At 53.0% G+C, this 26,974-nt stretch carries 22 protein-coding genes, 3 tRNA genes and 1 other RNA gene; 13 read left to right on the forward strand and 13 right to left on the reverse strand.

Features of this window, described 5'->3' with window-relative positions; genetic code table 11:
- Nucleotides 1-358 precede the first annotated feature (358 nt).
- Nucleotides 359-2,743 (forward strand): phosphoenolpyruvate synthase, encoded by a 2,385-nt coding sequence (gene ppsA, locus CMR03_RS20600; protein ID WP_096012515.1) that lies wholly within the window; start codon nucleotides 359-361, stop codon nucleotides 2,741-2,743.
- A 67-nt stretch (nucleotides 2,744-2,810) separates the two neighbouring features.
- Here ppsA and rprA read toward each other — a convergent pair.
- Nucleotides 2,811-2,919, reverse strand: an RNA gene (gene rprA / locus CMR03_RS20605) — antisense sRNA RprA.
- 254 nt (nucleotides 2,920-3,173) lie between these two features.
- A complete protein-coding gene (gene ydiK / locus CMR03_RS20610; RefSeq protein ID WP_063879384.1) occupies nucleotides 3,174-4,274 on the reverse strand; it encodes an AI-2E family transporter YdiK in 1,101 nt (366 codons plus the stop codon).
- Nucleotides 4,275-4,481: 207 nt separating this feature from the next.
- Here ydiK and ydiJ point away from each other — a divergent pair, with 207 nt between their 5' ends.
- A complete protein-coding gene (gene ydiJ / locus CMR03_RS20615) occupies nucleotides 4,482-7,535 on the forward strand; it encodes a D-2-hydroxyglutarate dehydrogenase YdiJ (protein WP_096012516.1) in 3,054 nt (1,017 codons plus the stop codon).
- Nucleotides 7,536-7,566: 31 nt separating this feature from the next.
- Here ydiJ and CMR03_RS20620 read toward each other — a convergent pair whose 3' ends face one another.
- The gene (locus tag CMR03_RS20620) at nucleotides 7,567-7,971 is read right to left on the reverse strand and encodes a hypothetical protein (RefSeq protein ID WP_063879385.1); all 405 of its coding nucleotides are present in this window, start codon (nucleotides 7,969-7,971) and stop codon (nucleotides 7,567-7,569) included.
- A 389-nt stretch (nucleotides 7,972-8,360) separates the two neighbouring features.
- On the opposite strand from CMR03_RS20620, the gene sufA reads away from it, so the two are divergent.
- From sufA to CMR03_RS20655, 7 genes are read left to right on the forward strand one after another with little or no spacing between them, the layout of a single operon-like run.
- Entirely contained in the window at nucleotides 8,361-8,735 is a 375-nt protein-coding gene (gene sufA, locus CMR03_RS20625; protein WP_063879386.1) for a Fe-S cluster assembly scaffold SufA, read from the forward strand.
- A 7-nt stretch (nucleotides 8,736-8,742) separates the two neighbouring features.
- Entirely contained in the window at nucleotides 8,743-10,236 is a 1,494-nt protein-coding gene (gene sufB, locus CMR03_RS20630; RefSeq protein WP_096012517.1) for a Fe-S cluster assembly protein SufB, read from the forward strand.
- A 46-nt stretch (nucleotides 10,237-10,282) separates the two neighbouring features.
- Nucleotides 10,283-11,029: a Fe-S cluster assembly ATPase SufC gene (gene sufC, locus CMR03_RS20635; RefSeq protein WP_063879388.1), complete on the forward strand. Its 747-nt coding sequence runs from the start codon at nucleotides 10,283-10,285 to the stop codon at nucleotides 11,027-11,029.
- Complete coding sequence (sufD, locus tag CMR03_RS20640; RefSeq protein WP_096012518.1) at nucleotides 11,004-12,281, forward strand: Fe-S cluster assembly protein SufD; 1,278 nt, start codon at nucleotides 11,004-11,006, stop codon at nucleotides 12,279-12,281. Before sufC ends, sufD begins: the two co-directional genes overlap by 26 nt.
- Nucleotides 12,281-13,504: a cysteine desulfurase SufS gene (sufS, locus tag CMR03_RS20645; RefSeq protein WP_063881165.1), complete on the forward strand. Its 1,224-nt coding sequence runs from the start codon at nucleotides 12,281-12,283 to the stop codon at nucleotides 13,502-13,504. Before sufD ends, sufS begins: the two co-directional genes overlap by 1 nt.
- A gap of 21 nt (nucleotides 13,505-13,525) precedes the next feature.
- The gene (gene sufE / locus CMR03_RS20650; RefSeq protein ID WP_063879390.1) at nucleotides 13,526-13,942 is read left to right on the forward strand and encodes a cysteine desulfuration protein SufE; all 417 of its coding nucleotides are present in this window, start codon (nucleotides 13,526-13,528) and stop codon (nucleotides 13,940-13,942) included.
- 55 nt (nucleotides 13,943-13,997) lie between these two features.
- Nucleotides 13,998-14,960 carry a L,D-transpeptidase family protein gene (locus CMR03_RS20655; RefSeq protein WP_096012519.1) on the forward strand — a complete coding sequence of 321 codons (963 nt, stop codon included), beginning with the start codon at nucleotides 13,998-14,000 and terminating at the stop codon, nucleotides 14,958-14,960.
- Nucleotides 14,961-15,053: 93 nt separating this feature from the next.
- Here the strand turns inward: CMR03_RS20655 and CMR03_RS20660 are convergent, their stop codons facing one another.
- The 6 genes from CMR03_RS20660 to CMR03_RS20685 all read right to left on the reverse strand — a co-directional run bounded on the left by CMR03_RS20660 (nucleotide 15,054) and on the right by CMR03_RS20685 (nucleotide 19,124).
- Nucleotides 15,054-15,290: a major outer membrane lipoprotein gene (locus CMR03_RS20660; RefSeq protein ID WP_006118977.1), complete on the reverse strand. Its 237-nt coding sequence runs from the start codon at nucleotides 15,288-15,290 to the stop codon at nucleotides 15,054-15,056.
- 306 nt (nucleotides 15,291-15,596) lie between these two features.
- Nucleotides 15,597-17,009 (reverse strand): pyruvate kinase PykF, encoded by a 1,413-nt coding sequence (gene pykF / locus CMR03_RS20665; protein WP_063879392.1) that lies wholly within the window; start codon nucleotides 17,007-17,009, stop codon nucleotides 15,597-15,599.
- Nucleotides 17,010-17,353: 344 nt separating this feature from the next.
- Nucleotides 17,354-17,430 (reverse strand) — tRNA-Val (locus CMR03_RS20670).
- Between the two features lie 10 nt (nucleotides 17,431-17,440).
- Nucleotides 17,441-17,517, reverse strand: a tRNA-Val gene (locus CMR03_RS20675).
- 3 nt (nucleotides 17,518-17,520) lie between these two features.
- Nucleotides 17,521-17,597 (reverse strand) — tRNA-Val (locus tag CMR03_RS20680).
- 153 nt (nucleotides 17,598-17,750) lie between these two features.
- The gene (locus CMR03_RS20685; protein WP_063879393.1) at nucleotides 17,751-19,124 is read right to left on the reverse strand and encodes an MATE family efflux transporter; all 1,374 of its coding nucleotides are present in this window, start codon (nucleotides 19,122-19,124) and stop codon (nucleotides 17,751-17,753) included.
- A 204-nt stretch (nucleotides 19,125-19,328) separates the two neighbouring features.
- Between CMR03_RS20685 and CMR03_RS20690 the strand changes: the two genes are divergently transcribed.
- Nucleotides 19,329-20,000: a riboflavin synthase gene (locus CMR03_RS20690; RefSeq protein ID WP_063879394.1), complete on the forward strand. Its 672-nt coding sequence runs from the start codon at nucleotides 19,329-19,331 to the stop codon at nucleotides 19,998-20,000.
- A gap of 271 nt (nucleotides 20,001-20,271) precedes the next feature.
- On the opposite strand, the gene cfa is transcribed toward CMR03_RS20690, so the two are convergent.
- Nucleotides 20,272-21,420: a cyclopropane fatty acyl phospholipid synthase gene (gene cfa, locus CMR03_RS20695; RefSeq protein ID WP_063879395.1), complete on the reverse strand. Its 1,149-nt coding sequence runs from the start codon at nucleotides 21,418-21,420 to the stop codon at nucleotides 20,272-20,274.
- Between the two features lie 284 nt (nucleotides 21,421-21,704).
- Nucleotides 21,705-22,907, reverse strand: coding sequence for a purine nucleoside transporter PunC (punC, locus tag CMR03_RS20700; protein ID WP_096012540.1), 1,203 nt, complete (start codon nucleotides 22,905-22,907; stop codon nucleotides 21,705-21,707).
- A gap of 107 nt (nucleotides 22,908-23,014) precedes the next feature.
- On the opposite strand from punC, the gene punR reads away from it, so the two are divergent.
- The gene (gene punR / locus CMR03_RS20705; RefSeq protein ID WP_063879396.1) at nucleotides 23,015-23,920 is read left to right on the forward strand and encodes a DNA-binding transcriptional activator PunR; all 906 of its coding nucleotides are present in this window, start codon (nucleotides 23,015-23,017) and stop codon (nucleotides 23,918-23,920) included.
- On the opposite strand, the gene purR is transcribed toward punR, so the two are convergent.
- Nucleotides 23,917-24,942: an HTH-type transcriptional repressor PurR gene (purR, locus tag CMR03_RS20710; protein WP_063881167.1), complete on the reverse strand. Its 1,026-nt coding sequence runs from the start codon at nucleotides 24,940-24,942 to the stop codon at nucleotides 23,917-23,919. The genes punR and purR overlap by 4 nt on opposite strands.
- Before the next feature lie 280 nt (nucleotides 24,943-25,222).
- On the opposite strand from purR, the gene cydH reads away from it, so the two are divergent.
- Nucleotides 25,223-25,312 (forward strand): cytochrome bd-I oxidase subunit CydH, encoded by a 90-nt coding sequence (cydH, locus tag CMR03_RS20715; protein WP_019105306.1) that lies wholly within the window; start codon nucleotides 25,223-25,225, stop codon nucleotides 25,310-25,312.
- Between the two features lie 49 nt (nucleotides 25,313-25,361).
- On the opposite strand, the gene CMR03_RS20720 is transcribed toward cydH, so the two are convergent.
- Entirely contained in the window at nucleotides 25,362-26,183 is an 822-nt protein-coding gene (locus CMR03_RS20720; RefSeq protein WP_063879397.1) for a C40 family peptidase, read from the reverse strand.
- A gap of 365 nt (nucleotides 26,184-26,548) precedes the next feature.
- On the opposite strand from CMR03_RS20720, the gene CMR03_RS20725 reads away from it, so the two are divergent.
- On the forward strand, nucleotides 26,549-26,884 hold the full coding sequence (locus CMR03_RS20725) for a Grx4 family monothiol glutaredoxin (RefSeq protein WP_172823923.1): 336 nt from the start codon (nucleotides 26,549-26,551) through the stop codon (nucleotides 26,882-26,884).
- Nucleotides 26,885-26,974: the final 90 nt, after the last annotated feature.

Below are 26,974 nucleotides of genomic sequence, written 5' to 3' on the forward strand. Positions count from 1 at the left end.
TGTAGCTCTCTCATTCTGTGCCAGCCGCTTTTCCCTTTTCGCCCTAAGGCTATCCCTGTTCCTGCCTGCATATTTCCTCACCTGCTAGCCTTTGGCGATAAACACGGGCGGCGTGTGTTGCGCAACAACAAAAGCGGCATACGCGACGGTAAAAATAATAAGTGATTTATTATCAATATTTTATTGAGAAACGATTGCCTTGCGCAACGTTGCAAAAAACCAGGCGCAATTCTGAAACTGCCTCAGAGAATCTGCTTTAACGATTCAACAGATCGTGTTTCGTCAGACGTTATGCCAGGCTGAATGTGTTAATAGCAGGATTTTCCATGTGCCCATTCATTAATAAAGGATCAGTTCAATGTCCAATAAAGGCGAACAGCCCTTAGTACTTTGGTACAACCAGCTTGGCATGCATGATGTTGATCGGGTGGGGGGCAAAAATGCCTCTCTGGGTGAGATGATTACCAATTTGTCATCTTTAGGTGTGTCAGTACCGAATGGTTTTGCCACCACTTCCTGGGCCTTTAATCAGTTTCTTGAGCAGAGCGGTCTGAACCAGCGTATCTATGCTTTGCTGGATGGCACCAATATTGATGATGTTGATCAACTGGCGAAAGCGGGTAAACAAATACGCCAGTGGGTGGTCGAAACCCCATTCCAGCCTGAACTCGAAGCCGCCATTCTTTCGGCGTATGACCAACTGTCTGCGGATGATGCAGACGCGTCCTTCGCCGTGCGTTCATCCGCCACCGCTGAAGATATGCCTGATGCGTCCTTCGCCGGACAGCAGGAAACCTTCCTGAACGTGCAGGGCATTGAGTCAGTCATGGTAGCGGTCAAACACGTTTATGCCTCGCTGTTTAATGACCGTGCCATCTCTTACCGCGTCCATCAGGGCTACGATCATCGTGGCGTGGCGCTGTCGGCGGGGATTCAGCGCATGGTGCGGTCTGACCTGGCCTCATCCGGTGTGATGTTCACCATTGATACGGAATCAGGCTTTGATCAGGTGGTGTTTATTACCGCCGCGCTGGGCCTGGGCGAAATGGTGGTGCAGGGAGCGGTGAATCCGGACGAGTTTTATGTGCACAAGCCGACGCTGGCCGCGAAACGTCCTGCCATCGTGCGTCGCAACATGGGCTCGAAAAAAGTGCGGATGGTTTACGCCGACTCACGGGAACATGGCGAGCAGGTGCGCATCGAAGACGTTGCGGAAGCCGAGCGCGACCGTTTCTGTCTGAGCGATGCCGAAGTTGAGGCGCTGGCCCATCAGGCGGTGCTGATTGAGCAACACTACAAACGGCCGATGGATATCGAGTGGGCTAAAGACGGCCATACCGGCAAGCTGTTTATCGTCCAGGCGCGCCCTGAAACTGTGCGTTCCAATGGTCAGGTGATGGAGCGTTACAGCCTGCAAGGGCAGGGTAATGTGGTGATTGAGGGCCGCGCTATCGGTCACCGTATTGGTGCTGGTCCGGTTAAGGTCATTCATGATATCAGCGAGATGAACCGCATTGAAAAAGGCGACGTGCTGGTGACGGATATGACCGATCCCGACTGGGAACCGATCATGAAAAAGGCCTCAGCCATTGTGACCAATCGCGGCGGCCGTACCTGTCATGCTGCGATTATCGCGCGTGAGCTGGGTATTCCAGCGGTGGTGGGATGCGGCGATGCCACAGAGCGCCTCAAAGAAGGCCACAACGTCACCGTTTCCTGTGCAGAAGGCGATACTGGCTATGTCTATGACGAACTGCTCGACTTCGATGTCACCAGTTCGCAGGTCGATACCATGCCGGATTTGCCGCTTAAGATCATGATGAACGTGGGTAACCCGGATCGCGCCTTTGATTTCGCCTGCCTGCCGAACGAAGGTGTCGGGCTGGCGCGTCTGGAATTTATCATCAACCGCATGATTGGCGTGCACCCCAAAGCGTTACTGGAGTTTGATCAGCAAACCCCCGAGTTGCAGAAGCAAATTCGTCAGTTGATGAAAGGCTTCGACGATCCGGTTGAGTTCTACATTGCGCGTCTGACCGAAGGGATCGCGACGCTGGGCGCGGCTTTCGCACCAAAACGGGTGATTGTGCGCCTGTCGGATTTTAAAACTAATGAATACGCCAATCTGGTGGGTGGGGAACGTTACGAACCGGAAGAAGAGAACCCGATGCTGGGATTCCGTGGCGCGGGCCGTTACGTGTCCGAAAGCTTCCGTGACTGTTTTGCGCTGGAGTGCGAAGCGGTGAAGCGGGTACGAAACGAGATGGGACTGACCAACGTCGAGATCATGGTGCCGTTTGTACGTACGGTCGATCAGGCTCAGGCGGTGGTGGAGGAGTTAGGTCGCCAGGGGCTGAAGCGCGGAGAGAACGGGCTTAAGGTCATTATGATGTGTGAAATACCGTCGAATGCGCTGTTGGCCGAGCAGTTCTTACAACACTTTGACGGTTTCTCCATTGGATCTAATGACATGACTCAGCTGGCGCTGGGGCTGGATCGCGATTCCGGGGTCGTCTCAGCTTTGTTTGATGAACGGAATGAGGCGGTAAAAGCGTTGCTGTCCATGGCGATTCAGGCGGCGAAAAAACAGGGGAAATACGTTGGGATATGTGGTCAGGGACCTTCCGACCATCAGGATTTTGCTGCCTGGTTAATGGAGCAGGGCATTGACAGCCTGTCATTGAATCCGGATACCGTTGTTGAAACCTGGTTAAGCCTGGCGGCCCTGAACAAAACCGCCTGAGGTTATTAGTAAGATTACTGCCTGAAGGCCAGCGAATGCTGGCCTTTTTGGTTTCACTTTTCGACAGGCAAAAAAAAGCCCATCACAGGGGATGGGCAAAGACTACACACAGCAATTCTTTACGCTACTCAGGGGAAATTAGGGTGTTTAGAAACCAGTAAGTTGATTTCCAACATAGGAAATATGTTATTCACACGGCTCGCTGGCGTCTTTAAGAATCCTCTTATTAGTTTAAAAGAAATAATATTTTGACGACTGGCTAGAGCGTTTCGGACCGTTATTATGTTTAGAAAGTAATCATTTTAGCGTGAGGAATGGGCCAGAGACGTGAAATATGCGTTTTATCTTAAAATCCGCTAATGAAAAAATGGCTGGCGATATCTTAATCAGCCAGCCAACTTAACGACTACTAATCATATAAAATCAAGAATCAGGGCTGTTCTTCCGGTGATTCCTTTGCGACCCGCAGGGGATCGGCGCTCGGGGCAGGCACTTCATGCATCCAGACGGAGACCAGTCGATAAGAAACGGCCAGCACAACCGGTCCAATAAACAGACCAATCATACCGAAGGCGATTAATCCCCCGATGACGCCGGACAGAATCAAAATCAGGGGGAGATCCGCGCCCATACGAATCAGCACCGGACGCAGAATGTTATCCAGCGTACCGACCACGCAACTCCAGATCAGCAGTACCGTGCCCCAGGTGGTATCTCCACTCCAGTAGAGATAAATAATGGCGGGAACCAGCACCAGCAGAGGACCGATTTGCACCAGGCAACAGAGAATCATCAACACGGTCAGCAGGGTGGCATAGGGGATGCCAGAAACTGCCAGCCCGATGCCGCCCAGAACGCCCTGTACCAGCGCGGTAACGACCACGCCGAGCGCGACGGCGCGTACGGCCTGTCCGGCCAGCAAAACCGCGGCATCACCCCGTCTGCCCGCCATGCGCCAGGCAAAATGACGGATACCCAGCGCCGCTTGCTCACCGCGCCAGTACAGCAGCACGCTGAACAGCAGCATCACGGCCAGATGAATCATAAAGCGGCCAAAGTGTCCGGCCTGCGCAACAAAGAAGCCGGTGGTGCGGCCCACATAGGGCTGCAGTTTTGCCATGATGGCCGCGCCGCCGCCCGCCACCAGTTTTTGGTAACTGGCATACAGCTTCTCGCCCACCATGGGAATATCGTTAAGCCAGCTCAGGGTTGGCAACATATGTCCCTGGGTCGCCCAGGCGATAACCGGTGCGCTGTTATCGATCAGGCTGTTAACCAGCAGGGCAACCGGAATAATAAACAACAGCAGCAGCAGAATGGTCATAACAATCACCGCCAGAAAGCGCTGTCCCCAGAGCAGCCGCTGAATTTTCAGCATCAGTGGCCAGGTGGCGATGACCACCATGCTTGCCCAGGCAAAACCCAATATGAACGGCTGAACCACCCATAAACAGGCGGCGATTAAGAGTAAAATGAACATCAACGTGAATAACATCTGGGGAAGATCTATCTGCCGTTCCAGGCTTTTCATCTTAGGCATTACCTCATTGGAATCCGTCAACTCAGGGGATAACGGTGCCCCATAATCATGAGCCATTTCATGGTGTTTATACAGGCTTGTAAAGAAATGGTTTCAGCTTCCCCTGAAAAAACGACAGCGCCGTTGGAAATGTGATAAAACTGAGGCGTAAAGCAAGATACAGACGCAAACCTACCCAACATCTTTGGTCACATAATAATGATCCCACAGATTTCTCAGGCACCAGGTCTTATCCAGCGGGTGCTGACATTTCTTGAAACCCTCAAAGCGCAGGGTTTCACTGGCGATACCGCCACCAGTTACGCCGACAGACTTTCGCTTTCCACCGACAACAGCATCTATCAGCTTCTGCCCGATGCGGTGCTTTTCCCGCGTTCCACGGCAGACGTTGCCCTGATAGCACGGCTTGCGGGTGAAGCGCCCTTTTCAGGCCTGGTCTTTACCCCGCGCGGCGGTGGCACCGGCACCAACGGCCAGTCGCTGAATCAGGGCATTATTGTCGACATGTCGCGCTACATGAACCGCATCCTGGAGATCAATACCGAACAGGGATGGGTACGCGTTGAAGCCGGCGTGGTAAAAGACCAGCTTAATGCTTACCTGAAACCTTTTGGCTTCTTCTTTTCGCCAGAGTTATCGACCAGTAACCGAGCCACGCTCGGCGGGATGATTAACACCGATGCATCCGGGCAGGGTTCGCTGGTCTACGGCAAAACCTCTGACCATGTTTTGGGCCTGCGGGCCGTGCTGCTCGGCGGGGATATTCTGGATACCCGGCCGGTACCCACCGCGCTGGCAGAGCATCTGGCGCAAACGCCAACCCCCGAAGGCCGGATTTATCAGCAGGTACTGAGTCGTTGCCGTGAACATCGCGAACTGATTCTGGAAAAGTTTCCCAAACTTAACCGTTTCCTGACCGGTTACGATCTGCGCCATGTGTTTAGCGATGATATGCAGACCTTTGACCTGACGCGGCTGTTATGTGGCGCGGAAGGGACGCTGGCGTTTATCACTGAAGCCCGTCTGGATATTACGCCTCTGCCCAAGGTGCGGCGCATCGTCAATATCAAGTATGACGCTTTCGATTCCGCGCTACGTAACGCGCCGCTGATGGTAGAAGCCCAGGCGCTGTCGGTAGAAACGGTTGACTCCAAAGTCCTGAATCTGGCGCGGGAAGACATTGTCTGGCATTCCGTTCGCGAGCTGATTACGGATATTCCGGATAAAGAGATGCTGGGGCTGAATATTGTGGAGTTTGCCGGAGATGATGCCCAGCAGATCGATCGGCAAATGACGCAGCTTTGTGCCCGTCTGGATACCTTAATGGCAGCGCAGCAGGGCGGCGTTATCGGCTACCAGCTCTGTGACGATCTTGATGGGATCGAGCGCATCTACAACATGCGTAAAAAAGCCGTGGGCTTACTTGGCAATGCCAAAGGGCGTGCCAAGCCGATCCCGTTTGTTGAAGACACGGCCGTTCCACCTGAACATCTTGCCGATTATATCGTCGAGTTCCGTGCGCTTCTGGACAGCCATGGCCTGAGTTATGGCATGTTTGGTCATGTGGATGCCGGCGTGCTTCACGTCCGCCCGGCACTGGATATGTGCGATCCTCATCAGGAAATGATGATGAAGCAAATTTCCGATGAGGTAGTTGCCTTAACCGCACGCTATGGTGGCCTGCTTTGGGGCGAACATGGCAAGGGCTTCCGCGCACAGTACAGCCCGGCGTTTTTTGGTGAAACGCTGTTTAATGAGCTGCGCCGCATTAAAGCCGCCTTCGATCCCGATAACCGACTTAATCCCGGCAAGATTTGTACACCGTTCGACAGCGATGCGGCAATGATGCAGGTCGATGCGACCAAGCGTGGCAGCTACGATCGCCAGATTCCCCTTCAGGTGCGTGAAACCTGGCGTGGCGCGCTGGAGTGTAATGGCAACGGGCTATGCTTTAATTTTGATGCCCGCAGCCCGATGTGCCCCTCCATGAAAATCACCCGTAACCGCATTCACTCGCCCAAAGGGCGCGCGACCTTAACGCGGGAATGGCTGCGTTTACTGGCGGAGCAGGGGGTTGATCCGCTGATGCTGGAGAAAAAGCTGCCGGAAAATACTCTGTCGCTCCGCGCGCTGATAAGCAGAATGCGCAATACCTGGTATGCGAATAAAGGGGAATATGACTTTTCACATGAGGTGAAGGAGGCGATGTCAGGTTGCCTGGCCTGTAAAGCCTGTTCCACCCAGTGCCCGATTAAGATTGACGTCCCGGATTTTCGTTCCCGCTTTTTACAGCTCTACCATACGCGCTATCTGCGCCCGATCAGCGACCACCTGGTCGCAGCGGTCGAAAGCTATGCGCCACTCATGGCAAAAGCGCCGGGCGTGTTTAACTTTTTTCTGAAGCAGCCCTGGGCCTCTTCCTTCAGTAAAACGCACATCGGCATGGTCGACTTGCCGTTACTGTCATCGCCGACGCTCAAGCAGCAGTTGAGCGGGCACCCGGCCATGAATATGACGCTGGAGCAGCTTGAAGCGCTCAGTGACACACAGCGAGCCAAAAAAGTGCTGGTGGTGCAGGACCCCTTCACCAGCTTCTATGAAGCCAGGCTGGTGCACGATTTTATTACGCTGATTGAAAAACTGGGTTATCAGCCGGTTCTGCTGCCGTTCACGCCTAACGGCAAAGCGCAGCACGTGAAAGGCTTTTTACAACGCTTTGCCCGCACGGCCAGTAAAACTGCCGATTTCCTGAATCGCGTGGCAAAGCTGGGGATGCCGATGGTGGGGATCGATCCGGCAACGGTGCTGTGTTACCGCGATGAGTATCGTCAGACGCTGGGCGAGGCCCGCGGTGACTTTACTGTGTTGCTGGTGCATGAGTGGCTGCAGAATGCGCTGCAGGAACGTGAGGTACAGGTCACCGGCGGGGAATCATGGTATCTGTTTGCCCACTGCACGGAGGTCACGGCCCTTCCGGCAACGCCCGGTCAGTGGCAGGCGATTTTCTCGCGCTTCGGCGCAAAGCTCGAAAACATTAACGTGGGTTGCTGCGGAATGGCAGGCACCTATGGTCACGAAAGCCAGAATCTGGAGAATTCGCTGGGGATTTATGCGCTGTCATGGCATCCACAGTTGCAAAAACTCCCGCGTCAACGCTGTCTGGCAACCGGTTTTTCCTGCCGCAGTCAGGTCAAACGGGTAGAGGGCAACGGGATGCGTCATCCGCTTCAGGCACTGCTTGAATTAGTGTAAAACGGGTAGGCGACGCCGATCGCAGGTTGGATTAGAATATCCAGCCTGCGTGACGGACAAATTCACGCTGCAACAGGGTGGCCTGTTCCCATTCACCGCAGCGGGCAAGCTGGTGGCAAAGCTGAGTCAGAGACAGCCTTGCCAGTTGGTAAGCCTGAAGACGAAACAGGCGATCGCGGTCGGGGTTTTGCATTTCGTCCACCAGTCGGTGGTGAAGTTTGCCCATCGCATGCAGATAACTCTGGTCATCGCCATTTAGCTGGCAGATCTCTGCCATATCCAGGCAGGTATCATTAAACTGACGCAGTTGCTGAAGGGTACATTCAGCCCGGTTAAGTTTGGCCTGAGCCAGGTAGAAATCGACGGTGAGATCGCGTACCGAAAATCGGTATTCATCAAGTTTATGCTGAAGCCAGGCGGAAACGGATAACGACATAACGCGCCTCAATATTGAATGATAATGATTATCATATTCATCCATGACGGGATTGCAATCACCCGGGAAGAAATTTTTTTCGATTTATCTCACCTGTCGGTATAATCGGAAATAACAATCTGTTTACAAGCCAGAAAGGCGTAACCTATCAATAAGGGCGTTATCCTAAAGTGGTTATTTAAAAATTCACGAATTATTAACAGGTTACAGCACCGTATTTCGTCCAGCGCTTGCCACTGCAAGCCTGCCTGAAACGACTATGCTTAATAAATGCGCTGTCAAAAACAGCACCTTATGATTATCCCTGCAAAACAAGAGGTTGAAGTGATTTGTCAGATCACTACCATAGGGGGATAGCCTGAAAAGGTCCGGACTCAAGAGGTATCAACATGTCATCCGTGAATGCAGACTCTTTCTCACCCGACGATTATGTGTGGAAAGGGTTAACGCTGACTGAAACCGCAGCGAAACAAATTCTAAATCTGGCCGCAGAAAACCCAGAAGTCAAGGGCCTGCGTTTAGCAATTAAACAATCCGGCTGTGCCGGTTTTGGTTATGTGATGGATCTGGTGAAGCAGCCAGAAGATGATGATCTGCAGTTTTCCTACTACGGCGCAACGCTGTTTGTGCCGCTTCAGGCAATGCCATTTATCGATGGCACCGAAGTGGACTATGTCCGCGAAGGCCTGAATCAGATTTTTAAATTCAATAACCCTAAAGCTCAGCACGCCTGCGGGTGCGGTGAAAGCTTTGGCGTCGAGTAAGTGAAATATGTCACGACACAGCGAAACATCTGACGATGTACAAATGTGGGAAGGTAAGCTCAATTACAAAGAGGGCTTCTTTACCCAATTGCAAACCGAAGAATTTGCCAACGGCATCAATGAAGATGTGGTGCGGGCAATTTCGGCTAAGCGTAACGAGCCAGAGTGGATGCTGGAGTTTCGTCTTAAAGCCTTTCGTGCCTGGCTGGAAATGGAAGAGCCACACTGGCTGAAAGCCCATTACGAAAAGCTTGATTATCAGGATTACAGCTACTATTCCGCGCCATCGTGCGGAAACTGCGATGACACCTGCGCGTCCGAACCCGGCGCGACTCAGGCATCCGGTAGCGCACCTGCCAGTGATTATCTGACGCAGGAAGTTGAGAACGCGTTTAATCAGTTAGGCGTTCCGGTACGTGAAGGCAAAGAAGTGGCGGTTGACGCCATTTTTGACTCCGTCTCCGTGTCGACCACCTATCGTGGCAAGCTGGCAGAGCAGGGGATTATCTTCTGTTCGTTTGGCGAAGCCATCCACGATCATCCCGAACTGGTGAAAAAGTATCTGGGTACCGTGGTGCCACCCAACGACAACTTCTTTGCTGCACTGAACTCTGCCGTGGCGTCTGACGGTACCTTCGTCTACATCCCGAAAGGGGTGCGTTGCCCGATGGAGCTGTCGACCTATTTCCGTATCAATGCCGCGAAAACTGGTCAGTTTGAACGTACGATTCTGATTGCAGATGAAGACAGCTACGTCAGTTATATCGAAGGCTGCTCTGCGCCCGTGCGTGATACTTACCAGCTTCATGCGGCGGTGGTCGAGGTCATTATTCATAAGAACGCGGAAGTAAAATATTCCACCGTTCAGAACTGGTTCCCGGGTGGCGAAGGCGAGGGCGGTATTCTCAACTTCGTGACCAAGCGCGCGCTTTGCGAAGGTGACTACAGTAAAATGTCATGGACCCAGTCGGAAACCGGCTCGGCCATTACCTGGAAATACCCAAGCTGTATTCTGCGTGGCGATAACTCGGTGGGCGAATTTTACTCGGTGGCACTGACCAGCGGCCGCCAGCAGGCGGACACCGGTACCAAGATGATCCACATCGGCAAAAACACCAGGTCGACCATCATCTCTAAAGGTATCTCAGCCGGGAAAAGCCAGAACACCTACCGTGGCCTGGTGAAAATCATGCCCACGGCAACCAACGCACGTAACTTTACCCAGTGTGATTCCATGCTGATTGGCCCGGATTGCGGTGCACATACCTTCCCGTATGTTGAAACCCGTAACAATACCGCCCAGCTGGAGCACGAAGCGACCACCTCACGTATCGGCGAAGATCAGATGTTCTACTGTCTGCAACGTGGCATCAGTGAAGAAGATGCTATCTCAATGATCGTGAACGGTTTCTGTAAAGACGTATTCTCTGAGCTGCCGCTGGAATTTGCAGTGGAAGCACAAAAACTGTTAGCCATCAGCCTTGAGCACAGTGTGGGCTGATTGACGCCGTCACACGCGTTGCCGGAAGCAATGTGAAGGAATAAGCATGTTAAGTATCAAAGATTTACAGGTTAGCGTTGAAGACAAAGCGATTTTACGTGGTCTGAACCTTGAGATTAAACCTGGTGAAGTTCACGCCATCATGGGACCAAACGGTTCGGGTAAAAGTACGCTGTCTGCGACCTTAGCCGGCCGTGAAGACTATGAAGTGACCGGCGGTTCAGTCACCTTTAAGGGCAAAGACCTGCTGGAGCTGGAACCTGAGGAACGTGCAGGCGAAGGCATCTTTATGGCTTTCCAGTACCCGGTTGAAATTCCCGGCGTCAGCAACCAGTTTTTCCTGCAGACCTCCGTGAATGCGGTGCGCAAATATCGTCAGCAGGACGAGCTGGATCGCTTTGATTTCCAGGACTTCATTGAAGAAAAAATTGATCTACTGCAGATGCCAGAAGATTTGCTGACGCGTTCCGTTAACGTTGGCTTCTCCGGTGGTGAGAAGAAGCGTAACGATATTCTGCAGATGGCCGCACTGGAACCCGATCTGTGCATTCTCGATGAAACCGACTCTGGTCTGGACATTGATGCCCTGAAAATCGTGGCCAACGGCGTAAACAGCCTGCGCAACGAAAAGCGTGCATTCATTATCGTGACGCACTACCAGCGTATTCTGGATTACATCAAGCCTGACTTCGTGCACGTGCTGTATCAGGGCAAAATCATAAAATCTGGCGACTTCTCGCTGGTGAAACAGTTGGAGGAGCAGGGCTATGGCTGGCTTACCGACGAAGAGTGATTCTGCGCTGCAACAGTGGCACCACCTGTTTGAATCACGCGGTGAAATGCGTTCAATGCAGGCTCAGCAACACTGGCAGCAGCTAATGCGTTTGGGTTTGCCCACCCGCAAACATGAAAACTGGAAATACACCCCGCTGGATGGCCTGCTGACGCAGCACTTTGTGTTGCCCGACGCGCATGAACTCAGCGCCTCGCAGGTTGACGAACTGGCCCTGGCGCTGGATGCGATCCGTCTGGTGTTTGTTGACGGTAAATTCCAGCCTGCGCTGAGTACGCGTGATACTGAACTGTTTGAGATTCAGCACAGCGTAGCGGCCGAACGTCGTGATTTGCCTGCGGCTGTTCAGCCAGAAATTTTCCTGCATCTGACCGAAAGCCTGGCTGAAGAAGTGACCTGTATTCGCCTGGCGCGCGGAAAGGCGGCAGCACGTCCGCTATATCTGCTGCACATCACCAGCGGCAAAGACGACGGCATGAATACCGTGCATCATCGTCACCATCTGCAACTGGAAGAGAGCGCTGAAGCTGAAGTGATCGAGCACTTTGTGACGCTGAACGACAGCGCGCATTTTACCGGTGCCCGTTTTACGTTTGCCGTCGCGGACAATGCCCGGCTCAAGCACACCAAGCTGGCCTTTGAAAGCACCAAAAGCTATCACTTTGCCCATAACGACATCGTCATTAATCGTGATGCGCAAGTCACCAGTACCAGCTTCTTACTGGGTGCCGGCTTAAGCCGTCACAATACCAGTACGCAGCTCAATGGTGAAAATACTCAGCTGTCCCTGAACAGCCTGGTGCTGCCGGTGAATCAGGAAGTGGCGGATACCCGCACCTATCTTGAACACAACAAAGGCCACTGCCTGAGTCGTCAGATGCACAAAACCATCGTGCGTGATAAAGGGCGTGCCGTATTTAACGGCCATATCAAAGTGGCTCAACATGCGCTGAAAACAGACGGACAGATGACCAATAACAACCTGTTATTAGGCCGTCTGGCAGAAGTCGACACCAAACCGCAGCTGGAAATTTATGCGGATGATGTGAAGTGCAGCCACGGCGCGACCGTGGGCCGTATTGATGACGAACAGATGTTCTATCTGCGCTCGCGCGGTATTGATCAGGACGCGGCGCAAACCATGATCATTCATGCCTTTGCTGCCGAGTTGACCGAAACGCTGGAAAACCCGGTGCTGCGACAGGCTGTGCTGCAGCGCATTGCGCAGCGCTTTCCAGGAGACGACTCATGATGCACTTCGATCTCGAGCGTATCAGGGCGGATTTCCCCGTTCTGAAGCGTGAGGTCAACGGTCATCCGCTGGCCTATCTTGACAGCGCGGCCAGCGCACAGCGCCCTTTGTCGGTCATCAATGCCGAAAGTCATTTTTACCAGCACGGCTATGCGGCCGTGCACCGTGGTATCCATACGCTCAGCCAGCAGGCGACCAGCGACATGGAAAACGTTCGCGAACAGGCGGCACGTTTTCTCAATGCATCGTCGTCGGAAGAGATCGTCTTTGTAAAGGGTACGACGGAAGGCATCAACCTGGTCGCGAACAGCTGGGGCGGCAGTCAGCTCCAGCCTGGTGATAATCTGATCATCACCCAGATGGAACACCACGCGAATATCGTGCCCTGGCAGATGGTGGCAGAGCGCTGTGGAGCAGAGATCCGGGTACTGCCGCTCACTGACAACGGTGAGCTGGCCCTGGCGCAACTGGCTGGATTAATTGACAGCCGGACCCGGCTGCTGGCGGTTACGCACGTTTCAAACGTGCTGGGCACCGTAAACCCGGTTAAAGCTATCGTTGCGCAGGCGAAGGCCGCTGGTCTGGTTACGCTCATTGATGGCGCTCAGGCCGTGATGCATGACAAGGTCGACGTGCAGGATATCGACTGCGACTTCTATGTCTTCTCCGCCCATAAGCTCTATGGCCCAAATGGTATTGGCGTGCTTTATGGTCGTAAGGCCCTTCTGGATGCGATGCCACCCTGGGAAGGCGGGGGATCGATGATTGGTGAAGTGCTGCTGCCCACCGGCACCACCTGGAATACCGCGCCCTGGCGTTTTGAAGCCGGTACGCCAAACACCGGCGGAATCATCGGGCTGGGTGCGGCGCTGGACTACGTGCAAGCGCTGGGTCTGGATACCATCCATCAGCGCGAAACGGCCCTGATGAACTATGCCCTTGATAAACTCTCATCCGTGCCTGATATTCAGATATACGGTCCGCAGCAGCGCGCAGGCGTGATTGCCTTTAACCTTGGCAAACACCACGCGTTTGACGTCGGCAGCTTCCTTGATCAGTACGGTATTGCGATTCGTACCGGACATCATTGTGCTATGCCGCTACTGCGCCACTATCAGGTCCCGGCGATGTGCCGCGCGTCGTTCACCTTTTATAACAGTGAAGAAGAGGTCGATCGTCTGGCGGCTGGGTTGACGCGTATTCATCGTCTGCTGGGCGGTTGAGCAGAGTAAACGGAGTGATTAATGGCGACGTTGCCAGAAAAAGAGAAACTGGTGCGCAACTTCAATCGTTGCGCCAACTGGGAAGAGAAGTATCTGTACATCATTGAGTTGGGTGCCAAACTCCCGGAATCATCTGAAACACTGCACCAGCCTGAACATGCCATTACCGGCTGTCAGAGCCAGGTGTGGATCAAAATGACCCCGCAGGCAGATGGCACCATCGGCTTTGAAGGTGACAGTGATGCAGCTATTGTTAAGGGATTGATAGCTATCGTATTTAGTCTCTATCAAAATCTGCAACCCGCTGAGATCGTGGCACTGGATGTTCGCCACTGGTTCGGCGAACTGGCCCTTGTTCAGCACCTCACGCCAACGCGTTCGCAGGGGCTGGAAGCGATGATTAAGGCAATTCGCCATACCGCTCAGAACCTCAGCTAAGATACACTCCAAAGACGCCATCCGGCGTCTTTTTACTATCTGACGAGAAAACCGCATGAAACCTGCTTTGTGTTTAGCCGGTGCATTGCTGCTGACCTGTTTTGGGCTCTCTGCACCCGTTTTTGCCACGGAATACCCGTTACCGCCACCTGACAGTCGCCTGATAGGTGAAAATGTTCTGACGCAGGTGCCGGATAACAAACGCCCGCTGGAAGACATTGCTGCGCGCTACCAGGTGGGCTTGCTGGGGATGTTAGAAGCGAATCCCGGCACCGATCCCTGGTTACCGAAGCCGGGCACCCAACTCACCGTTCCGCTACAAATGATTTTGCCGGATACGCCGCGCGAAGGCATCGTGGTTAACATGGCCGAACTGCGTTTGTACTACTATCCGAAAGGCGAAAACAAAGTCATCGTGTATCCCATTGGCATTGGCCAGTTAGGGATAATGACGCCCATCATGGTGACCAGTATCAGTCAGAAAATCCCCAATCCCACCTGGACGCCAACGGCGAATATCCGCAAGCGTTACGCCAAAGAGGGCATCACGCTGCCCGCCGTGTTCCCGGCTGGCCCGGATAACCCTATGGGGCTGCATGCGCTGCGTATGGCCCGTGGTACGGGGCAGTACCTTATCCACGGCACCAACGCGAACTTTGGTATCGGCATGCGCGTGAGTTCAGGATGCATTCGCTTACGTACTGAGGATATCGAGGCGCTCTATAATGCAGTGCCGGTTGGCACGCGGGTACAAATTATCAATCAGCCGGTGAAATACAGCGTTGAACCCGATGGTAAACGTTATGTCGAGGTGCATCAGCCGCTGTCGCACAGTGAGAAGGATGATCCGCAAACCGCGCCAATCGCGCTCAGTGGTGGCTACAGGACGTTTATGAAAAGCGAGCAGAGTGACGGGGCATTGATCAAAGCCACCCTGACACGTCGCTCAGGGATGCCTGTACTGGTCAGTGCAGGAGAGCCGGTGCAGAATGAGGCTGCGGTCTTATCGTCGCCCTGAGACGGCTGGAGAGGGGAGCGCGCGAGCCTTGACCGTTGAATAGCAGGCAAAAAAAATGGTGCCACAAGGGCACCATTTTTAAAACCAGAACTCTTACTTACGGTAAGAGTGAGCCTGGTTGTCCAGACGCTGGTTAGCGCGAGCTGCGTCGTCTTTAGCAGCCTGAACGTCAGAACGCACTGCGTTCACGTCGTTGCTCAGCTGGTCAACTTTAGCGTTCAGAGTCTGAACGTCTGAAGACAGCTGGTCGATTTTAGCGTTGCTTGAGCAACCAGCCAGCAGAGTTGAACCCAGAATTACCGCGCCCAGTACCAGTTTAGTACGATTCATTATTTATACCCTCTAGATTGAGTTAATCTCCATGTAGCGTTACAAGTATTACACAAAGCTTTTTAACTTGAGAATAATTTTTTGATAAGAACATGCTTAAACATGATCGTTCGCTCAAAGAAACAGCGAATTGAAGAGGAACGTAAAAAAATTTAGCTAAAACAGAGAGATTTAATCGGATTAACCTTAATTTTAAGGGCATTTTTATTGTGACTTTAGGCTGAGGTTTTCCAGAATCGTAATTGTTTAGCCAATAAAAAAGCGCCTTTTAAGGCGCTTTTTAAAAAAGAGGCGTTAAATGCGCTATTACAGAACGTGCACCGACGCCGTATTGGTAGTTCCGCTTGGGACCAGCGCACCGGAAACCAGCACCACAACATCACCTTTCTGAGCGAAACCGCTTTCCAGCGCCGCTTGTTTACCCAGATGATAGAAATCATCGGTAGAGGCGATTTCGCTGACCATACGTGTCTCAATACCTTTGCTCAGAATCAACTGGCGGGCGGTGGTGGCATTAGTCGTCAATGCCAGGATGGTTGCGTTCGGGAAGTACTTACGCACGGCCTTGGCTGATTTACCGCCTTCCGTTGCGACGACAATCAGGGGCGCTTCCAGTTTTTCCGCTGTTTCAACGGCACCACGGCAGACAGCTTCAGTAATGCGCAGCTTACGGCTGTCATTCTGACCGTCGATACGCGGCTTCATCACACGATCGGTGCGTTCACAGATAGTGGCCATAATCGTTACCGATTCCAGCGGATAGCGACCTTTAGCACTCTCTCCGGAAAGCATAACGGCATCAGTACCATCAAGGATGGCGTTAGCCACGTCGCCGGCTTCAGCGCGGGTTGGACGTGGGTTCTTAATCATCGAATCCAACATCTGTGTCGCGGTGATCACGACTTTACGGGCCTTATTACATTTTTTGATCATCATCTTCTGCGCGAAGATCACTTCTTCAACCGGGATTTCCACGCCCAGATCGCCACGCGCAACCATGATGCCGTCAGAGGCTTCGAGGATTTCATCGAAGTTATTCAGGCCTTCCTGGTTTTCAATTTTAGAGATGATTTGAATGTGTTCGCCGCCGTGCTGCTTCAGGTGCTCACGGATTTCCAGCACGTCTGAACGTTTACGGATGAACGACGCCGCGACAAAATCAACGCCTTGCTCGCAACCAAAAATCAGGTCGCGTTTGTCTTTTTCCGCCAGTGCAGGCAACTGAATAGAAACGCCAGGCAGGTTAACGCCTTTGTTTTCGCCCAGATCGCCGTTGTTGAGGACTTCACAGACGACGCTGTTCTCAGTGACTTCGGTGACCTGCATGCCGATCAGACCATCATCGACCAGCACGGTGTTACCGATTTTGAGATCGTTGGCAAAACCTGAGTAGGTAACGGCAACGCGCTCGCTGTTACCAATCACGCTCTGGTCGGTAGTAAAGGTAAAGGTTTGACCGGCTTTCAGGGACACATCGTTGCCACCTTCCAGCTTCATGGTGCGGATTTCCGGGCCTTTCGTATCCAACAGAATAGCCGCAGGAATACCGGTTTTTTTCGTCACGGCACGCATGTTAGTAATACGCTGGCCGTGTTCTGCATAGTCACCGTGAGAGAAGTTAAGACGCATAACGTTCATGCCTGCTTCAAGCAGCTGGGTCAGCATCTCTTCGGATTCGGTTTTTGGGCCGATAGTACAAACGATCTTAGTCTTTTTCATGACGGGTTATCTGTAAGTTGTGATGGATGAGAAACAGGATTTCGATGACAGCGCACCGAAATGAGAACTCTGGTTGAAAGCGATAAGGGCGGTACAAGATAAGAATAGGTGACGAAGGCCAGGCGTGCAGGGAAGTTGCGTGGTTAGCCGGGTTAACCACCGTGACGTTGTTGCGCAAACAATCTTAGTTATCGTCATAAGCACGTAGTCGCTGAAACCTTTCAAGTAAACAACGCCGCCAGTATAATCACTAAGTATGCGAAAACCAATCGAAAAACAGTCACTAAAGGTAATGTAAATCAAGAAAGGGGTTGTTGCGCAAAAGAAGAAAGGACGTAAAAGAGTGGTGCGCTCTAATGGACTCGAACCATCGACCCCCACCATGTCAAGGTGGTGCTCTAACCAACTGAGCTAAGAGCGCATATCAAATTTGGTGCGTCCGAGTGGACTCGAACCACCGACCCCCACCATGTCAAGGTGGTGCTCTAACCAACTGAGCTACGGACGCACTTGGTGCGCTCTAATGGACTCGAACCATCGACCCCCACCATGTCAAGGTGGTGCTCTAACCAACTGAGCTAAGAGCGCAACATGCTGTCAGGGCGACAGCGGGGACGAATATTAACGGCAGCGTAAGAGGCTGGCAAGGAGAAAAATACAAATTTGCCAATGAATGAACATCATCTGCACGATGCGCCGTTTTTTTGAACGTAACGGGCCTTTTCCGGCCCGTTCAGTCAGTTAGCGAGACGCGCGTGTCAGGATCAACGCCGCAGGTAATTGCTGTAAACGTCGTACCCGCCACAGCATCATCACGGCGGCCGAGGTCAGGCCAACGATAAACCCGCACCAGAACCCCGCCGGCCCCATGCGCGGGACAACCCAGTCGGTCAACGCCAGGATGTAACCCGACGGCAGACCCAGCAGCCAGTAGGCAATAAAGGTGATAAAGAAAATCGAACGGGTATCTTTATAACCACGTAAAATCCCGCTGCCAATGACCTGAATAGAATCTGAAATCTGATAAATGGCCGCCAGCAGCATGAGTTGCGCAGCCAGCGTCACCACGGCGGGATTGTCGTTGTAAAGCAGGGCGATTTGATGGCGAAACGTCACGGTAAAGATCGCCGTGATTACCGCCATGCCGACACCGACGCCTTGCGCGGTCCAGGCCGCCACGCGCGCCTGCTCTGTCGAACCCTGCCCAAGGCGATAACCCACGCGAATGGTGGCGGCCACGCCCAACGACAGCGGCAGAACAAACATCAACGAGCTAAAGTTCAGGGCAATCTGGTGCCCGGCAACATTAACAATGCCCAGCGGCGACACTAACAGCGCCACCACAGCAAACAGGGTCACTTCAAAAAACAGTGCCAGGGCGACCGGCAAACCTAATCCTGTAAGACGTTGCAGGATAGCGCGTGAGGGTGCCGACCAGCGGCTCTCCACGCGGATGTCCCGCATGCTGCGCATCCGCCGTACCCAAAAGCGCATACAGAAAAACATCGCCCAGTAGACCGAAGCGGTTGCTACGCCACAGCCCACGCCGCCCAGTGCCGGCATGCCGAAGTGACCGTAGATAAAGATATAGTTCAGCGGGATATTCAGCATCAGCCCAAGAAAACCCAGCACCATAGCGGGTTTGGTTTTGGATAGCCCTTCGCACTGGTTACGCATGACCTGGAAAAACAGGTAACCCGGCGCACCAAACAGCAGGGCATGCAGATAGCCTTCGGCTTTCTCCGCCAGTAGCGGATCGATGTCATGCATGGAGCGGATAAAATACCCGGCGTTCCACAGCACCAGCATGATGAGCAGCGAGAGGAAAAACGCCAGCCAAAAGCCCTGACGAAGCTGTTCAGCGATTCGCTCGCGGCGACCTGAACCATTGAGTTGCGCAATGGTGGGCGTCAATGCCAGTAAAACACCATGACCAAACAGGATGGCGGGAAGCCAAATGGACGTGCCAACAGCGACGGCGGCCATATCCGTGGCGCTGACTGCGCCGGCCATAATGGTATCTACAAATCCCATCGCGGTTTGCGCCACCTGAGCCAGGATAACGGGGATCGCGAGGGCCAGCAATTGACGCGCTTCTGTTAAATACTTCTGCACGTAAACACCTGACTTGTCTGATTAATAAAGAAATGAGGAATGCTTCAGCGGAAGCAAGCCCTAGTGTAACTGGCGCGACTGATTTCTCCAATCTTTGTCACGCAATGCGGTTTCATCCTTTGCGGCCTGCTACTCAGGCCGTTGAAACCTAACACTTAAGCAGGGCTGTGGTAAACTGACACAAACTTCGCAGAGGCAAAGACTATGTTTACCGGTATTGTGCAGGGCACCGCAGAAATCGTGTCCATTGAAGATAAAGGTCTGTTCCGTACTCACGTTGTGAGACTTCCCGCCGAACTGCTGCCGGGCTTAGCGTTGGGCGCATCCGTCGCCCATAACGGCTGCTGTCTGACCGTAACCGACATTAATGGCGATCGGGTTAGTTTTGATCTGATTAAAGAAACATTGCGCGTGACCAATCTTGGCGACCTGAGTCAGGGCGATGTGGTGAATATCGAGCGTGCGGCTAAATTTAGCGATGAAATCGGGGGACACCTGATGTCCGGTCATATCATGACCACGGCCGAAATCTGCAAAATTATCCGTTCTGAAAACAACCGTGAAATCTGGTTTAAAATCCAGGATGCCGCGCAGATGAAGTACATCCTGCACAAGGGATTTGTGGGCATTGATGGCATCAGCCTGACCGTGGGTGATGTGACGAAAACCAAATTCTGCGTTCATTTGATCCCCGAGACACTGGAGCGAACAACGCTGGGTGCCAAAACCTTCGGCGACCGGGTCAATATCGAAATCGATCCTCATACCCAGGCGATAGTCGATACGGTTGAACGTGTTCTGGCGCAGCGTGAAAACGCCGCAGTGAAGGCGCTGGCCGATCAGGCCGATCAGCCCGACGAGGAACGGGATGAATAGCAGCCGCTAAGCCGTTTGCGACATACGGCCAGTGACCCGATGATGAACTGTCAAAAGCCGTCTTTCGGGACGGCTAACTTATGGATGAGCCAACCATAAGGCGGTGCCGGGAGACGGAAACTTTACCGCCGCCCGGCAGCGGTTTGTCGTCGCCGTCGTCCTGAACGCGATGGACGAGGCACCCGGTAAACCGATCAACAGGTATGACCGGGCCGCTCGCGGCACTTGCCCACAACCTCACCGCATTCGCCGCAGTCCGCCTTTATCGGTCCTAGCGGGCAACACGCAATCCGCCTTCGACGCCACGACTAAACACGATCTGCCAGAGCTGAATCTCACGCGCGCGAAACGCCCCCGCGCAGGCGTTCAGGTAATACGAGAACATCCGCCGGAAACGTTCTTCATAGCGTTCAGCCAGCGCTGGCCAGGCGCGCTGGAAACGTTCATGCCAGGCCATCAGGGTTGTGTCGTAGTCGACGCCAAAGTTATGCCAGTCTTCCATGATAAAATGCGGTTCGCTGACGTCGGCGATATGGCGCAAAGAAGGCAGGCAGCCGTTAGGGAAAATATACTTCCCGATCCACGGGTCAACATGCATATCGGTTTTGATCGCGCCAATCGTGTGCAGCAGGAAGATGCCGTCAGGTTTAAGGTTGCGATCGACCGTTGCAAAATACGTGGGGTAATTTTTCGGGCCGACATGTTCGAACATGCCCACCGACACGATGCGGTCAAACTGTTGATTTAAATCCCGATAATCCTGCAGCAGGATGGTAACATCCAACCCTTCACAGCGCTGTTGCGCCAGCTTTTGCTGCTCTGCAGAAATGGTCACGCCCTGTACGCTGACGCCATAATTTTTCGCCGCAAAGGCCGCCAGACCGCCCCAGCCACAGCCAATATCCAGCAGCGTCATACCGGGTTTCAACGCCAGCTTGCGGCAAATCATATCCAGTTTTGCTTCCTGCGCCGCTTCAAGCGTGGTGGCGTCTTTCCAGTAGCCGCAGGAATATTGCATGTAGGGATCGAGCATCAGGGTAAAAAGATCGTTACCAAGGTCATAGTGGGCTTTGCCCACCTGCCAGGCACGTTTTTTTGACTGCAGGTTAATCAGACGCGCCAGCGCAATGCGGGCGATATCCTGGATGTGATGGGGGAGTTGTTCATCCAGTTTATGTTTCAGCGCCCGATGAAAAAACATATCCAGCCGTTCGCACTCCCACCAGCCATCCATATAACTCTCGCCCAGCCCGAGAGAGCCTTTTTGCAGGACGCGTTTGAAAAAATCGGGATGTTTAACCTGAATATCCCACGGACGCGAACCGTTAATGTCGATATCTGCTTTTTGCAGTAACTCATGAACGATGCGGTACCAATGGTTTCGTTCAATATCCACTTCTGCTACACATGATGAACTCATAGCCACTCCATCACCAGAACTGTCAGAACCTGAGGAAAAGCAGGAGCCGTTTCTCAGGGTTATGAGAAAAGTCACAGATGACGCCTTGCGCCAGACAACAAAAGAGTACAGAGAAATGACATCAAGCCGATGTCCGCACAGGGCATTGCCCACACCGACACCGTCACAGCAACGACGCTGCGATTCACTATTTATTATGATGATACTGCGAGTCAGGGCCCGGCACAGGAGGCGCTGGCGGGCCCATCACGTGTTGATCACTGCGACGACAGAAAGTCGTTGCCTCAGTGATTATCCTGGCAGGGATGCGCCGCGGAGGCAATATCAGTTTGTGCGCAGACGCGACGCTGGAACTGATAGCCCATCAGCGCCAGTACAATCGTTATCGCCATAATGAGCGTGGTGGTCAACAGCGCGTGGCTCAGTCCCGCCGATACGGCCAGGCTGGCGATAAAACACAGGCCAAGCTGCAATGTGTTTTGCAGTGCGGCGGCTTTGCCAGTGGCATGCGGGAACGGGAGAAGGGCACTGGCCACCACGATGGGATAAATCGCGCCATTAGCCAGTGCCATGCCGCAAAACGGCACCAGCAACGCGGCCAGTGAAACGCTGCCTGAGAGTGCGACGGCGAACAGCGCCAGCACGCTCAGGCTGTAGACGAGCAGCAGCCACGGCAGTAGCCGAGCGCCGTTAAAACGATTAAGCAGCGCGCGGCAGCCAAAACCACCGATTAAAAAGGCAATCGTCTGCGGGATGTAACTTAAGCCAATATCGGCGGGCGACAGGCCAATATCCGCCAGGATAAACGGCGATCCGGTCAGCCAGGCAAAAAAACTGGCGGAACAGGCGGAATAGATCAGCACGTTGCCGCTATAGGCGCGTGAACGCAGCAGCGTGATAAACCCGGGCTGTGAGGGTGTTGCACGGCTTGTTTTTTGCACCGAAGGCAGGCGCAGCGTGATCACAATCAGGGCTGCCGCGATTAAGGTCAGCACAACGAAAATCGAACGCCAGTGAAAATGACCAATCAGCCAGGCACCCAGCAAAGGGGCCAACGCAGGAGACAGCGCGACCAGCGGCATAATGGTGGCAAAGACTTTATTGGCACGGGACGGAGGATAGCGATCGACCACCAGTGCCTGCCAACTGACGGCGGCCGCGCAGACGCCAATGGCCTGGATAAAGCGCAGCACCAGCATCAGCACCACATCCTCCACCCACAGCATCCCTGCGCAACCCAGGGCAAACAAGCTCAGACCGGCAAGCAATACCGGTTTACGCCCAATACGGTCAGACAGCGGGCCCCATACCAGTTGACCGCAGGCGAAACCCGCCAGAAACAGGCTCATGCTGGCGCTGATCATACCCGCAGAAGTGTTGAAACTTTGCTGCATAGCCCCGAAGGCAGGCAGATACATGTCGGTCGCCAGAAAGCCCAGCATACTGAGCACGGCAAGATAGGGAATGAATCCTTTTGAAGCTGACATCTGATTCTCTTTTTTGCAGGATAAACGCGGGGGAGTGTAAAAGCTGTACTTCATGCTGTGAAACGGTAAAATTTGCCTGTTGCTGTTAAAAAATTTGAAGGCAGAATATGTGGTCTGAATATGCGCTTGAAGTGGTCGATGCCGTCGCGCGCGGTGGCAGTTTCAGTGCCGCCGCACAGGAGTTGCACCGTGTGCCTTCTGCTATCAGCTATACCGTCCGTCAGCTTGAAACCTGGCTGGCCGTGCCGCTGTTTGAACGTCAGCACCGTGAGGTGGTTTTAACCCCTGCGGGAGAACATTTTGTGCGCGAAGGGCGCAGCGTCATCAAAAAAATGGATGCCACCCGGCGACAGTGTCAGCAGTTAGCCAATGGCTGGCGTGGTCAGATAGGCATAGCCGTGGACTGTATTGTCAAACCGCAGCGGACCCGGCAATTTGTCAGGGATTTCTATCGCCACTTTCCCGATATGGAGCTGCACATCAGTTATGAAGTATTTAACGGTGTCTGGGATGCGTTGGCAGACGGACGGGTCGATGTGGCGATAGGGGCAACGCAGGCTATTCCGGTGGGCGGTCGGTTTGCGTTTCGCGATATGGGCACCCTGAACTGGCGCTGTATTGTCGCGCGACAGCATCCGTTAACCCAGGTGAGCAGACTGGATGATGATGCGTTGCGCAACTGGCCGTCGCTGGTGCTGGAAGACACCTCGCGTGCTTTACCGCGCCGCATGACCTGGGCGCTGGATAATCAACGTCGGCTGGTGGTGCCTGAATGGCAGACCGGGCTGGACTGCGTCCGTGCCGGACTCTGCGTGGCGATGGTGCCCGGGCATTTAGCCCGTCCGCTGCTGGATAGCGGCGAGGTGAGCGAACTTGCCTTGCCTCAGGCTTTTCCTGAAAGCCCTTGCTGCGTCAGCTGGGCGGAAGATCGCGCATCACCGGCATTGGGCTGGCTTCTCAATTACCTGGGTGATGCGCAAACGCTAAATCAGGAGTGGTTAAGCGAGGATTAACGACGGTAATCGCGGTAAGGGCCATAGCCCACAGAGCGTCGCTCAATCAGCGTCGGGTGGACTTCGATAGTTTGTGACTCTTCGCGCTTGCTGGTGATGCGGTCCAGCAGCATCTCCAGCGCTTTCTCGCCTAACTGCGCTTTGGGCTGATGTACGGTTGTCAGTGCGGGCGTGAAGTAGCGCGCATTGCGCACGTTGTCGTAACCAATCACCGAAATATCCTGGGGAACGCGCAGGCCCATTTCATCTGCCGCACAGATAGCGCCCATGGCCATAATATCGCCTCCGCAGAAGACGGCACTGGGCCGTTGTTTTTGCGACAGGATTTGCTGCATAGCCTGATAACCGGATTCTGGTTCAAAGTCACCCTGCACAATCCATTCTGAACGGGGCTGAATACCAGCTTCTTCCAGCGCCTTAAGGAAACCCGCATGACGACCGCCGCCGGTATTACGCTCCATCTGCCCCGGAATCGCGCCAATGTCACGATGCCCGCGCTCAATCAAATAGCGACCGGCCAGGTAGCCGCCCTGAAAAGCGTTATCCAGTACGGTATCGGTAAAGTCGGCACGTGATTCGCCCCAGTCCATGACCACCATAGGAATATTGCGGTTGGCTTCCAGCATTTGCAGCAAATCATCCGGATACTCCGAACACATCACCAGCAGCCCATCAACGCGTTTTTGCGCCATCATCGACAGATAGGCGCGCTGTTTTTGCAGGTCGTTATGCGCGTTACCCAGAATCAGGGTATAGCCTTTTTCAAAGCAGTGATTCTCAACGGCTTCGATAATTTCGGCGAAGTAGGGCGCTTCGCTGGACGTCGCTAACAAGCCCAGCGTTTTGGTGTGATTCACCTTCAGGCTGCGTGCCACGGCGCTTGGCGAATAATGTAATTCCCGAATCGCTTCCCATACTGCTTCGCGAGTATTTTCCGCAACAAAGCGGGTTTTATTAATCACGTGAGAAACGGTTGTGGTGGATACACCTGCGCGTTTCGCCACATCTTTAATTGTTGCCATGAAAATCAAACTCCCGGGCTTACCTAACATGTTGATAAGCATGTTGTTAAACGTTTGCGTCAGCGGACGGTTATTTCTGCAAAAAAAGCGTTTTTCTGGCCGGTAATGGGATATCGGGGCAGGAAATAACGTCTGAAAAAAGTGCTGGTGCAACCGATGTTGCGCGCTGTTGCGCAACAAAGGGGGGATTCTAACAAGGCTGCACGGATAAAACGAGATTTTTACCCGCGCGTATGGGAAAATCCCTTAACCCTACAAAACGCATGGCTAAGGAGTTGTGATGAGTACCGATTTGAAACTGTCATTAATGACAACGGCAGCAGCACTGTTGATGATTATCGCGTTTAGCTTTACCGCTATTCTGAACTAATAAAAAAGCCGGGAAGGTTTCCCTTTCCCGGCTTTTTAAATAATGACGTTTAGCGAACGGTTTTTGGCGTCATAACCCGACGCGCACCAATGTAGTGGCGCTGCCAATAATCTTCGCTTAACGCACTGATTTGAATATCTTTACCGGTACGCGGTGACTGAATAAATTTACCGTTGCCCAGGTAAACCCCAACGTGATCGGCGGTGCCTCGTCCATTAATGCGGAAGAACACCAGATCGCCTTTCTCCAGCGCTTCACGATTCACCGGCGCAGCATCACGCAGATGATACATTTCGTTAGCGGTACGTGGGATTTTAAACTTCACGACATCTTTGTACGCGTACCAGACCAATCCGCTGCAATCAAAACCGGTATGGGGTGATTTACCGCCCCACTGATAGCGCTTACCCAGTTGGCCCATCAGCTTCGCCATCGCGGTTTCACGCGCTTTTTGATAACGCTGGCGGTGTGCACTGCTCATTTTGATGGTGCCGGTTTCTTTGCTGTCGGCACTGGCCACTTTCACCGCACGTTGATGACCGTAACGTTTTTTACTGGTGGCGTTGGCCGCGACTTTCTTCGTTAGCGCCTTACGTGAACTCGCTGTTTTGGTGAGGGTTTTATGAGAGGGAACCGTGTGAGTGGCATTTTTACTGGTTTTAAGTGTTTTACTGGCTTTTTGCACTGTAGAGGGACGGCTCTTTTTCGCCGAGGCTTTAACCGTGCGTCGTTTGCGCCGCTCATCTTCGCGCGCACTTTTTTTCTCTACCTTATGCAAGCTGGCCTTAACCGGCGCCTGCGGTGATGCCGCGGCGACATTAAAGAACAGTTGCGCAAAAGCCAGAATAAGAAGCGTAATAATTGAACGCATAGTCCGTTTACTGGTTAAGCTGTCAGATCCAACAGGTGTCTGACAAGGGTAAGAAAAATCTGATCAAGGATCAGTGCCGAAGACATTCTAGTCCAGTTTTTTTTAAAACAGTAAGTCCTTTTTTTATTAATTAATGACTTGGGTAAAAATCAGGCATAAATAAGCAATTTCAGTAGCTTAAGTCAGCAAAATTATTGCAAATTATTAATGAGTTCATTCCGGCTATCATTCTTGTCCCGGAAGTAAACCCCCAGCAGACTTAACAAACATGGCGATTTCCCCCTGGCCGGTACAAAATCTCGTTTTCAGTCCTGGAGGGAAGTCGCTACAATAAAGAAACACGAAGTGACGAATTAAGGAAGGCAATAATGAGTACTGTAGAAAAAATTCAGCGCCAGATCGCAGAAAACCCGATCCTGCTGTACATGAAAGGTTCGCCGAAACTGCCAAGCTGCGGTTTCTCTGCTCAGGCGGTTCAGGCGCTGTCTGCCTGTGGTGAGCGCTTCGCTTACGTGGATATTCTGCAGAACCCGGATATTCGCGCAGAGCTGCCAAAATTTGCCAACTGGCCAACCTTTCCGCAGTTGTGGGTGGATGGTGAACTGGTCGGCGGCTGCGACATTATTGTTGAGATGTTCCAGCGCGGCGAACTGCAGCCGCTGGTGAAAGAAACCGCTGAGAAGTTTAAAGAAGCGGAATGACTAGTCCTGGCATAGGTTGACACTTTTTTTATCTTTTAAAACGCCTGATGTACCTCATCAGGCGTTTTGTATTTTAATGACAGATGAGGA

Source organism: Pantoea allii (assembly GCF_002307475.1).
Classification (GTDB): domain Bacteria; phylum Pseudomonadota; class Gammaproteobacteria; order Enterobacterales; family Enterobacteriaceae; genus Pantoea; species Pantoea allii.